This is a genomic window from Rheinheimera sp. UJ51 (assembly GCF_020819615.1).
GTDB classification, from domain to species: Bacteria; Pseudomonadota; Gammaproteobacteria; order Enterobacterales; family Alteromonadaceae; genus Alishewanella; species Alishewanella maricola.
Genome location: NZ_JAJHOG010000002.1, coordinates 367,599 through 379,175, shown reverse-complemented (window position 1 = coordinate 379,175; position 11,577 = coordinate 367,599). Strand labels below are relative to the sequence as shown.

Below are 11,577 nucleotides of genomic sequence, written 5' to 3'. Positions count from 1 at the left end.
AAATACTTAGCTACAAGGCTAAAGCGCCCCAATAAAATAGCCCTGTCATGACAGGGCTATAACGAAGAATGCACCACTGAGTTTGCTCGCTTACAGAAACTAACTCTTTTGTAGCCGATTGTTGTGTTGCTGAAAATCAGGCACTGAACGCTGATAATCTTGCTGGTAAAGACTGGAATGTACAATAAAGTCTGCTGTGGCGACATTACAAGCCACCGGAATATTCCATACTACCGCTAAACGAATTAACGCTTTAACATCAGGATCATGCGGCTGTGATGACAATGGATCCCAAAAAAATATCAGCCAATCAATTTGTTGTTCCGCAATTAAAGCACCGATTTGTTGATCGCCACCCAGCGGACCACTGGCCATACAACGTACCGGTTGTTGTAACTTTTCACTGATCAGCTTTCCGGTGGTACCGGTTGCAATAAGTTGTTTGTCGGCAAAAAAAGACTGATGTTTTTCGATCCATTCGAGTAACGCAGCTTTTTTACCGTCATGTGCTACCAATGCGATTGTTTTCATGATTATTCTCCAGTGCTTAGCGTTTAAGCATACTTAGTTTAGGACAAACAGGCAAAAAAAAGCCCCGACAAGCGGGGCAAAACAACCAAGGTCCACGTATAACATCATTATTGGTCTGGTATTAACTGCAACACTGCTGCAGGTTAATCACCACTAACCACTTCATTCAGGGAGACGAATTAATTCGCCTCAACAATTCGTTTCATTGCCGTCATATAACCGCGTAATTTCTTACCAACAACTTCTACCGGGTGCTGGCGAATGGCTTCATTTACAGCGATAAGTTTTAAGTTATCCACGCCATTTTGGCTGCTGCTTAAACCTTTACCAATCAGTTCACTGCTCATGGCGTTTACTTTGTCGCGTAACAGTGGAATAGCAGCGTGCGCAAACAAGTAATTACCATATTCAGCGGTATCTGAAATGACCACATTCATTTCGTATAAACGCTTACGCGCAATGGTATTAGCGATCAGCGGCGTCTCATGTAAAGACTCGTAGTAAGCCGATTCAGCGATAATCCCCGCATCAACCATCGTTTCGAAGGCCAATTCTACGCCGGCTTTTACCATGGCAACCAGTAAGATGCCGCGGTCAAAAAATTCTTGTTCAGCGATTTTTTCATCCGACACCGGTGCTTGTTCAAAACCGCTGTCTAAGGTTTGTTCACGCCAAGTCAGTAAGTTTTTGTCATCATTATGCCAATCGGCCATCATGGTGCGTGAAAACTCACCGCTGATGATATCGTCCATATGTTTTTCAAATAATGGCCGTAATGTCAGTTTTAACTCTTCTGCTAAATCAAAGGCTTTTAACTTCGCCGGATTGCTCAAACGGTCCATCATGTTGGTGATGCCGCCGTGTTTCAGCGCTTCCGTTACGGTTTCCCAGCCAAATTGAATTAATTTTGCTGCGTAGCCGCTATCCATGCCATCTGCCACCATCTTGTCGAACGCTAAGATGGCACCTGTTTGTAACATGCCGCATAGGATGGTTTGTTCACCCATTAAGTCTGATTTAACTTCAGCAACAAATGACGATTCCAACACACCAGCACGATCTCCACCGGTAGCAGAAGCGTAAGCCTTAGCAATTTCTAAACCTTGGCCTTTAGGATCATTCTCTGGATGCACGGCAATTAAAGTAGGTACACCAAAGCCACGTTTGTATTCTTCACGAACTTCGGTACCAGGGCACTTAGGCGCAACCATCACTACGGTGATATCCGGACGAATTTGCTTACCTTCTTCAACAATATTAAAGCCATGTGAATAAGCTAAGGTTGCACCTTGCTTCATCAGTGGCATTACCGCATCAACCACGCTGCTGTGCTGCTTGTCTGGTGTTAAGTTTAAAACTAAATCCGCTGCTGGAATTAATTCTTGATAAGTACCTACTTTAAAGCCATTGCTGCTGGCTTTTTGAAACGAGGCGCGCTTTTCAGCAATCGCTTCAGCACGCAAAGCATAACTAATGTTTAAGCCAGAATCGCGCATGTTTAAGCCTTGGTTCAGGCCTTGCGCACCGCAACCTACAATAACAATGTTCCAGTCTTTGATTAAAGCGCATCCGTTAGCAAACTCGGCTTTGTCCATAAAACGACAACGGCCTAATTGACTTAATTGCTGACGTAAATTTAAAGTATTAAAGTAGTTACTCATAATGTTCTCGGAATTCTTAGTCTGTCTCAGCCACGCTGAGCAGTAGCAGTATGCTGCGGCCTTATTGCCCTGTACTGCTTTAATGAACACAGTTTAACTACAGACTTATATTGCGTGAAGTGATATATTTTCAATTCTGTATTTCATTAATTGCAATAGAGGCATTATGGACCTGCGCAGTGCTCAGCTTTTTTTACATTTAGCATCTAGCCTAAACTTTGCTAAAACCAGCGAGCAAATGTTTGTTAGTCCTTCAACATTAACTCGCGTGATCCAACGTTTAGAGGATGAACTTGATACCTGTTTATTTGAACGAGACAAACGCTCAGTTCACTTAACGGCTGCCGGTGAGCGAGTGCAACGCTTTGTGCGCGTGTGGTTGGATGAATGGCATCAATTACAACTAGACTTGCAACTGGCGAGTGCAGAATTAAGCGGCACTATCCGGATTTTTTGTACAGTGACAGCCAGTTACAGTCACCTGCCTGCTTTACTCGATAAGTTTCGCTTGCAATGCCCTAAAGCTGAAATCCAATTAACCACCGGCGATGCCGCCTCGGCCATAGAGCGGATCCGTGCAGATGAAGCTGATGTGGCAATAGCCGCTTATCCTGAGTCCTTTCCTGCTAATTTATTTTTTCAGAGTATTGCGAGTATCCCTGTTTACTTAATTGCACCGGTGATCCCTTGTAAAGTCAATGATTTGCTTAATCAACAACCTATTGCTTGGAACAGTGTGCCGATGATTTTGCCTGAGCATGGCCCTGCCCGCAGCCGTTTTAACCAATGGTTACTGGATAAAGGCATCAGCCCGAATATTATTGCCAAGGTCGATGGGCATGAAGCGATGGTATCGATGGTGGCACTAGGCAGTGGTATTACTATTGTGCCTGAGCCCGTATTTCAGCATAGCCCAGTTCGGGATCGCGTAAGAATTTTAGAAACAAATTATGCTTACAAAGCATTGGATTTAGGGGTTTGTATGCTGCAGAAGCGACGGCTAGAGCCGTTAATTGCTGCATTTTGGCAGCTAGCACTGAAAAAGTGAGTGGAGATTTCAGGTGGTTTAGCCACCTGAAATACCGGTTAACCGCTTATTACTTAATAACTTTAAGATGACTCCCCCGACCAGGCTTTGGTGGCTCTGGGGGTGGTTCATCATCTAATGATTCTGGCAGGAAATCCTGCTCATCTTCATCGTCTTCTTCTAAGGTAAATACCGTACCTGCACCGTTTTCACGGGCATAAATCGCCAGTACCGCTTTTACCGGTACCGACAAAGCAAAGGGTTGCCCACCAAAGCGTGCATTAAAGGTGACAAAGTCATTACCCAGTTGCAAATTACCCACCGCTGACGGCAGTACATTCAAGACAATTTGACCATTTTGCACAAATTGTTGTGGCACACGCACATCTGGATAGTTGGCATCTACCACCAAATAAGGTGTGCATTTGTTATCAATTATCCAGTCGTAAAACGCCCGTAACAAATAAGGGCGATTTGGTGTCATTTTTTGCATTACAGCTTAAGTCCCTTGCGGATCTCACGCTCTGCCTCAGTTAATGAAGCTTGGAAAGCGTCGCGTTCAAATATACGTGTCATGTAGGTTTTTAATTGCTTACTACCTGTGCCGTTTAATTCAATACCTAGTAAAGGTAAACGCCATAATAAGGCCGCCATGTAACAATCGACTAAACCAAATTCTTCACTCATAAAAAACGGCGCTTCGCTAAATAAAGGCGCAATCGACAATAAGCCTTCTTTAAGTTCTTGTCTGGCAATAGCGGCATCTTCGTGATCGTTTAATACCTTGTCAGCTAAGCTATACCAATCATTTTTAATGCGATACATCATCAGGCGAGCCTGACCCCGAGCGACCGGATAAACGGGCATCAATGGCGGGTGAGGAAAACGCTCATCCAAGTATTCCATAATGATGTCAGCTTGATAAAGCGCAAGTTCACGATCTAATAAAGTGGGCAGACTACCGTATGGATTCACTTCATACAGGTCTTCTGGCACGTTGTCTGGTGTTACCTGAAGGATATCAACAGTAACTCCTTTTTCTGCTAGCACGATACGGACCTGATGGCTGAACATATCGTCAACTGCTGAAAACAGTGTCATCACAGGGCGTTTATTGGCAATGATCGCCATGTATTCCTCCGGTTAATTTAGAAACAGCAAAGGGGCACTAAGGCCCCTGAGTACAGCTTAATGTATAACTGATAAATTATTCGACATCTTTCCAATATTCTTTTTTCAGGAAATACGCCAGAACAAAGAAAATCAGTAGGAATATCATAACTTTAATGCCTAAGGCATGTGATTCAAGCTTGCTAGGTTCGCCAGAATAGACCAAGTAGTTGACTAAATCACCTACTGCACGATCGTATTCTTCGGTACTTAATTCACCTGAGCCATCAGTACGAATACCAACATACACTTCTGTTGGTTGACCATCGACTAAACGTGTCTCATAAGCACGGTAAGGAACACCTTGTAACTCTTGTAGCACATGAGGCATACCCACTAATGGGAATACTTTGTTATTTACACCAAATGGGCGGCTTTCATCAACGTAGAAAGTACGAAGATAAGTGTAAACCCAATCAGCACCACGTACTCGAGCCACGTTGGTTAAGTCAGGTGGCAATACACCAAAAGAAGTTTGCGCATAATCAGCCGGCATAGAGTTGGTAATATGATCACCTAACTTTTCACCGGTAAACATTAAATGTTCCATACCTAAATCTTCAGGGATCCCTAAATCTTTAAAGGTACGAGAATAACGCTGATACTGCATTTGATGGCAGCCTAAGCAGTAATTCTGGAACAACTTGGCGCCATTTTGTAATGAAGCCTGATCACGCAGATCAACAGGTGCTTTATCAAGCGGAATGCTTGGCCCGGCAGCGATTGCCAGCGATGAAGCTAACAAGGCGACCGCAGAAAGTAACGTTCTCATCATTATGTTAACCTCACTGGCAATGGCTTAGTTTTCTCATTTTTACTGTATAACCACAGCAAGCCAAAGAAGGCAAAATAGGTGAATGAGAAAAATTGTGAAAATAAGGTGTAAGTTGGTGTTGCGGGTAATACACCCAACACACCTAAAGCAACAAAGCTGATACAGAACACCACTAGATTCCAGCGATGTAACTCACAACGGTAACGCACTGAACGTACGGTGCCACGGTCAATCCACGGTAATAATGCTAACGCGATAATCGCAGCAAACATCGCTACTGCCCCCAGCAATGGGTCTGGAATAGCCCGTAAAATGGCATAGAACGGTGTGAAGTACCAAACCGGTGCAATATGGTCAGGTGTCTTCATCGGGTTTGCCACTTCAAAATTCGGCTTCTCTAAGAAGTAACCACCGCCTTCTGGCGCAAAGAAAATAACAAAAGCAAAAATCAGTAAGAAACCGGCCACGCCCACTAAATCTTTTACCGTGTAGTATGGGTGGAACGGGATAGCATCAACGATAATCTTCTTACCACCACGAGTGAAATACTGGTGGAAGGTAAATTTCTTATCCGCTGCAGTTTGCTCAACGCTACCATCGTTGTCGCGTTTAATGTCGATACCATCTGGGTTGTTCGAACCCACTTCGTGTAAAGCCATGATGTGTAAAAACACTAAGATGACTAAAACTAAAGGTAAGGCGATAACATGTAAGGCGAAGAAACGGTTTAAGGTAGCACCTGAGATAACGTAGTCACCACGGATCCACAAGGTTAAATCATCACCGACAAACGGGATAACCCCGAAAATAGAGATAATAACTTGCGCACCCCAGTATGACATTTGACCCCATGGCAGCATATAACCCATGAAGGCTTCTGCCATCAGCACTAAGAAAATCAGCATACCGAAAATCCACAGTAATTCCCGTGGCTTCTGATAAGAACCGTACATCATGCCACGAAGCATGTGCAGATAAACCACCACAAAGAACGCTGAGGCGCCAGTAGAGTGCATATAACGTAACAACCAGCCGTATTCCACATCACGCATGATGTATTCAACAGAGGCGAAGGCACCTTCGGCAGAAGGAACGTAGTTCATCGTCAACCAAACACCCGTCAGGATCTGGTTAACGAGGACTAAAATGGCAAGCGAACCAAAAAAGTACCAGAAGTTAAAATTCTTTGGCGCTGGATATTGCACTACGTGCAAATTCATCTTATCCATAAAGGGTAAGCGATATTCAATCCAGCTCATCATATTTTTAAACATTAGACAGTCCCCTCGTCTTCACCAATTAATATGGTGTTGTCGTCAACGTACATGTACGGAGGAATTACCAAGTTAGCGGGTGCAGGTACGCCTTGGAAAACACGACCGGCCATATCAAATTTAGAACCATGACATGGGCAGAAGAAACCTGAGCGAATGCCTTCAGTTTGTGCGGCAAAGTCATCTGGCAAGTAGGTAGGAGAACAGCCTAAGTGCGTACAAATACCGACAGCAACAAGGATCTCAGGCTTGATTGAACGATGACGATTCTGAGCGTAAGCAGGTTGTTGTTCCACCTCTGAACCCGGATCGCGTAAACGGTCTTCAGTTTCAGCTAGCTGAGCTAACATTTGCTCGGTACGTTTGACGATCCAAACAGGTTTGCCACGCCATTCAACACGAATCAGCTGACCAGGTTCGAGTTTGCTAATGTCTGCACTTACTGCAGCACCAGCTTGTTTCGCCCTCTCACTCGGATTCCAGGACGCAATAAAGGGCACAGCAACTCCTATGGCACCGACGCCCCCTACTACAGAGGTCGCAATGGTAAGGAAGCGGCGGCGACCATGATCTACAGGCGCATTGCTCATCCACTCATCTCCACATTAAACACTTAAACGATTAAAATTTAAGCGGCTGAAATTCAGCAATTATTATAAGTACACAAATATATTCGATCATAATGAAAAGCCTTGCTTTACACAAGGATTAAGGCGAACTGAATGGCTAATATCTTAGTCTTAGTCATGCTTTAACAGTAATCCTTAGCATACAGTTGTGCAGCAAAAGCAGTAAAACAGGGGTAATTAACTTTATTTTTCGCGTTAGTTTAAATCTTAGCCAGTCTGGCTGCCAATAACTAAGATTGCAGACATAAAAAAACCCGGTAAAAACCGGGCTTTTCGACATACCAGCGAATTAACGCTTTGAGTACTGTGGACGCTTACGTGCTTTACGCAGACCGACCTTCTTACGTTCAACTTTACGAGCATCACGCGTTACAAAGCCTGCTTTACGCAGTGCTGGACGCAGTGACTCGTCGAACTCCATCAGTGCACGGGTAATACCGTGACGGATAGCACCGGCTTGACCGCTGATACCACCACCTTTAACAGTGATGTATAAGTCGAATTTCTCGACCATATCAACCAGTTCTAACGGCTGTTTAACTACCATACAGGCAGTTTCACGGCCGAAGTACTCGGTCAGAGCGCGCTGGTTGATAACGATGTTACCTGAACCAGCTTTTAAGAAGACGCGGGCCGTTGAGCTTTTACGACGACCAGTTCCGTAGTATTGATTCTGTGCCATGTTATGCTCCGATTAAATATCTAAAATTTGCGGTTGCTGAGCCGAATGTTGATGCTCTGCGCCAGCGTAAACTTTTAACTTACGGAACATAGCGCGACCTAATGGGCCTTTTGGCAACATGCCTTTGATAGCAGTTTCCAAAACCATTTCTGGTTTCTTAGCAATCAATTTCTCGAAACTGATTTCCTTGATACCACCTGGGAAACCTGTGTGCGAGTAATATGTTTTTGCCTTAGCTTTATTACCAGTTACCACGACTTTCTCAGCATTAACAACGATGATGTAATCACCGGTATCAACGTGTGGCGTATATTCTGGCTTATGCTTACCACGTAAACGCGATGCGATTTCAGTTGCGATACGACCTAAAGTTTTGCCGTTTGCATCAACAACGTACCAGTCGCGGGTTACGCTTTCTGGTTTTGCAGTAAAAGTTTTCATCTAAACCTATTCCAAAAATAACTTAAGTTACACCTGACACTGTGCAGGGCTGATGCAGCAATGTCGTTATCGCACCCCTTCGAATGCAAGAACCGCCGGGCTAACGGCAGTATGAGGCTGTAACGTCGGCCGGGCGCGGATTATATATTAAACAATCTTAAAAATCAGCATTCATTTGCAAAAAAATTAACGGTTCAACACATTTAAGGTAAATGCTCACTGGCCAGATAATCATGTGACTGCATTTCCTGCAAACGACTTAAGCAGCGCTTAAATTCAAAGCTGAGTAAACCGCCTTGATAAAGCTGCTCTAAAGGCACTGTTGCAGAGATAATCAGCTTTACGTGCCGCTCATAAAACTCATCAACCAATGCTAAAAAGCGCCGAGCGACATCGTCATTTTGTTGCCCCATCGCCGTTACACCCGACAACAATACCGTGTGATACAGCCGGCTTAACTCGATGTAATCGTATTGACTGCGCGTCGTTTCGCATAACTCCTTAAAGCTAAACCACACGATACCATCGGCTTCGGCCCGCGTGGTTAATAAGCGGTTGGCGACTTCAATTTTTACCGCCTGCTGACGAGGCTCAACCGATAACGCATGAAAATACTGCTGTAAATTAATGTCAGCTTGCTCATCTAGCGGATAATGATAAATCTCGGCCATTTCTAAAGTGCGTAAACGATAATCAATGCCACTGTCGACATTGACAATTTTGGTGTAGCGCTTGATAAGTTCAATTGCAGGTAAAAAGCGTGCTCGCTGCAAACCATTGCGATATAAACCGTCTGGCTCAATATTTGACGTGGCCACTAAAGTAATGCCGCGCGCAAACAAGGCTTGCATTAAGGTGCCTAGAATCATCGCATCGGTAATATCTGAAACAAAGAATTCATCAAAGCAAATAATATCGGTTTCCGCTTTAAAACGATCTGCAACCTTTTCAAGCGGATCGCTGACCCCTTTTAATGACTTTAATTCATCATGCACTCGGTGCATAAAGCGATGAAAATGCACACGCATTTTGCGTTGTGTCGGTAAACATTCAAAGAACGTATCGACCAAATAGGTCTTACCTCGGCCCACGCCTCCCCAGAAATACAAACCGAGTAAAGGGCTATCGCTCTGCGTTTTTCCGGTCACTTTTTGCCAAAAACTCTGTTTTGCCGGCGAGCGACTGATAAAATCATCGAACAATCGCTGTAGTTGCTTAACCGCATTTTCTTGAGCAGCATCAAGATGAAAATCAGGGCGTAACAGATCTTGTTGATATTTTTCTAGTGGCGTCATGGTCTTTAACTTGAAAGTAGCGAAACGAAACCTTAAATATGAGGCATAATAGTAACATGCCTTACCACCTTGTATAAGAAGTTAGGGTACACTAAGTAAAGTATTTCATCGTTAGGAGTAAGCATGGACTATACATCGGTTTTAATTGGGCTGGTTGTCGGTTTATTAATTGGTGCGGCCATCAGCCGGATCATTAGCCTGAAACAATTTGGCCAACACAAGCTGCAACAAGAATTAGACGAAAGCCGCAAACAACTGACGCAGTATCGCAAAGATGTCTCAGAACATCTGGAGACAACCAATCAGTTAATGAGCCAGCTGCAGGATAATTATTCACGCATTGCGCGTCATGTGCAGCAATCGAAAATGCAACTGGTTGAGCAGCCGACCAGCCCAAGCGATGAAGTGAATTATTTTGCTGCGGATACCACATTACATATTAAACAATCGTTACATCAACTGAATGAGCGTCGCAGAGAACACTCAGAAATTGGTGAGCAACCGCGTGATTACTCTGGTCAAGCCAGCGGCTTGATTAAAGAGCGGCCAAGTAAAGGCGAATAGAAAACTTTTACCGTTAGTGCGCGACTGCTCAGAACTTTTTTGGGGTGCGATGCTCTTAGTGACACTGTCATATAAGGAGACATTACGCGATGAACCAGAAATTTTCTTTGCTTAGCGCTGCCGTGTTAGCAGCCATGTTGTTGGCTCCTGCATCCCCAGCACACGCCAGCTTACCGTTTTTCGGAAAAGAAGAGCAGCAAATGCCTTCGCTGGCGCCGATGCTTGAACAAGCCACACCCGCTGTCGTCTATGTTTCTGTTGCGGGTAGCCGTGAAGTACGCCAGCGTATGCCTGAAGCTTTTCAATACTTTTTCGGCCAGCGCGGCCAAGGTGAAATGCGCCGTGAGCAACCCTTCCGTGGTTTGGGTTCAGGTGTCATTATTGATGCCAAAAAAGGCTATATCGTCACCAATAACCATGTTGTGCAAGATGCTTCTGAAATTCAAATTCGCTTAAAAGATGGCCGTACCTTTACCGCAAAAAAACTGGGTTCCGATCCAGAAAGCGACATCGCTTTATTGCAAATTGAAGCCGATAACCTGGTTGAGTTACCTCTAGCAGATTCTGACAAACTGCGGGTGGGTGATTATGCCATTGCCATTGGTAACCCCTTTGGTTTAGAACAAACCGTCACCTCTGGCATTATTAGCTCACTCAGCCGCAGTGGCTTAAATGAAGGCTTTGAAGATTTTATCCAAACTGATGCCGCCATTAACAGCGGTAACTCGGGCGGCGCTTTAGTGAACTTACGTGGCGAACTGATCGGCATTAACACGGCTATTTTAGGGCCTAATGGCGGTAATGTCGGCATCGGCTTTGCTATCCCAGCCAATATGATGAAAAACTTGGTTGAGCAAATTGTTGAATTTGGTGAAATTCGCCGTGGTAGCTTGGGTATTCGCGGTAATGATGTTAATTCTGAGTTGACCAAAGCATTAAACCTGAATGTCAGTCGCGGCGCCTTTGTCGGCGAAGTGCTGCCAGACAGCGCCGCAGCGAAAAGTGGTTTGAAATCAGGTGATGTGATTGTCAGTATGAACGGCAATCGTATCCACAGCTTCAATGAATTACGTGCCAAGGTCGCCACGCTGGGTTCAGGCCGTGAAGCCATTTTAGGCGTACTGCGTGACGGTAAAGAACGCGACATTAAAGTCGTACTGCAAGAGACCACCAGTGGCCAGGTTGCGGCGACACAATTGCACCCTATGCTACAAGGTGCAACCCTAAATAATGCTGATAAAGGCGTGGAAGTCAGTAGCGTGGAAGCGGAATCACCCGCGGCACAAATTGGCTTACGCCAAGGCGATATTATTACTGGGGTAAACCGTCAACGCGTGAACAACCTTGCCGAATTACGTCGGTTACTAGAAAAACGCGATGGTGGCGTTGCCGCGCTGTACATCCAACGTGGTAATGATCAACTGTATATCTTGATCCGCTAAGCGCTTAATTTAGGCAGGTGGTAGCTGAACGCTACTGCCTGTGCTAAAAAAATGCTATGCTAAACTTATTCATCTTTAGGCAGAAG

The 11,577-nt window shown here is 44.7% G+C and carries 13 protein-coding genes; 3 read left to right on the top strand and 10 right to left on the bottom strand.

Translation table 11 applies throughout. The features are described from left to right. Positions 1-99: 99 nt before the first annotated feature. Entirely contained in the window at positions 100-531 is a 432-nt protein-coding gene (locus LMJ53_RS03805) for a methylglyoxal synthase (protein ID WP_229584867.1), read from the bottom strand. Positions 532-710: 179 nt separating this feature from the next. Next, positions 711-2,192, bottom strand: a complete 1,482-nt coding sequence (ilvC, locus tag LMJ53_RS03800) for a ketol-acid reductoisomerase (protein ID WP_229584866.1) — start codon at positions 2,190-2,192, stop codon at positions 711-713. 166 nt (positions 2,193-2,358) lie between these two features. On the opposite strand from ilvC, the gene ilvY reads away from it, so the two are divergent. Further along, the gene (gene ilvY / locus LMJ53_RS03795; protein ID WP_229584865.1) at positions 2,359-3,240 is read left to right on the top strand and encodes an HTH-type transcriptional activator IlvY; all 882 of its coding nucleotides are present in this window, start codon (positions 2,359-2,361) and stop codon (positions 3,238-3,240) included. 49 nt (positions 3,241-3,289) lie between these two features. Here the strand turns inward: ilvY and LMJ53_RS03790 are convergent, their stop codons facing one another. The 8 genes from LMJ53_RS03790 to zapE all read right to left on the bottom strand — a co-directional run bounded on the left by LMJ53_RS03790 (position 3,290) and on the right by zapE (position 9,485). Further along, on the bottom strand, positions 3,290-3,703 hold the full coding sequence (locus LMJ53_RS03790) for a ClpXP protease specificity-enhancing factor (RefSeq protein ID WP_420778842.1): 414 nt from the start codon (positions 3,701-3,703) through the stop codon (positions 3,290-3,292). 8 nt (positions 3,704-3,711) lie between these two features. Beyond that, a complete protein-coding gene (sspA, locus tag LMJ53_RS03785) occupies positions 3,712-4,350 on the bottom strand; it encodes a stringent starvation protein SspA (protein ID WP_226749379.1) in 639 nt (212 codons plus the stop codon). Between the two features lie 76 nt (positions 4,351-4,426). Beyond that, a complete protein-coding gene (locus LMJ53_RS03780; RefSeq protein WP_306177531.1) occupies positions 4,427-5,161 on the bottom strand; it encodes a cytochrome c1 in 735 nt (244 codons plus the stop codon). A gap of 2 nt (positions 5,162-5,163) precedes the next feature. Continuing rightward, positions 5,164-6,438: a cytochrome b gene (locus LMJ53_RS03775; RefSeq protein ID WP_306177202.1), complete on the bottom strand. Its 1,275-nt coding sequence runs from the start codon at positions 6,436-6,438 to the stop codon at positions 5,164-5,166. After that, a complete protein-coding gene (gene petA / locus LMJ53_RS03770) occupies positions 6,438-7,028 on the bottom strand; it encodes a ubiquinol-cytochrome c reductase iron-sulfur subunit (protein ID WP_229584862.1) in 591 nt (196 codons plus the stop codon). The genes LMJ53_RS03775 and petA overlap by 1 nt, the downstream gene beginning before the upstream one ends. A 328-nt stretch (positions 7,029-7,356) precedes the next feature. Continuing rightward, entirely contained in the window at positions 7,357-7,749 is a 393-nt protein-coding gene (rpsI, locus tag LMJ53_RS03765; RefSeq protein WP_019675270.1) for a 30S ribosomal protein S9, read from the bottom strand. Between the two features lie 12 nt (positions 7,750-7,761). Then, positions 7,762-8,190, bottom strand: coding sequence for a 50S ribosomal protein L13 (gene rplM, locus LMJ53_RS03760; protein WP_226749376.1), 429 nt, complete (start codon positions 8,188-8,190; stop codon positions 7,762-7,764). Positions 8,191-8,393: 203 nt separating this feature from the next. Further along, on the bottom strand, positions 8,394-9,485 hold the full coding sequence (gene zapE, locus LMJ53_RS03755) for a cell division protein ZapE (RefSeq protein ID WP_229584861.1): 1,092 nt from the start codon (positions 9,483-9,485) through the stop codon (positions 8,394-8,396). A 123-nt stretch (positions 9,486-9,608) separates the two neighbouring features. On the opposite strand from zapE, the gene LMJ53_RS03750 reads away from it, so the two are divergent. Then, positions 9,609-10,049: a YhcB family protein gene (locus LMJ53_RS03750; RefSeq protein ID WP_226749374.1), complete on the top strand. Its 441-nt coding sequence runs from the start codon at positions 9,609-9,611 to the stop codon at positions 10,047-10,049. Between the two features lie 89 nt (positions 10,050-10,138). Next, positions 10,139-11,491: a Do family serine endopeptidase gene (locus LMJ53_RS03745; protein ID WP_229584860.1), complete on the top strand. Its 1,353-nt coding sequence runs from the start codon at positions 10,139-10,141 to the stop codon at positions 11,489-11,491. The last annotated feature ends 86 nt before the right edge of the window (positions 11,492-11,577 follow it).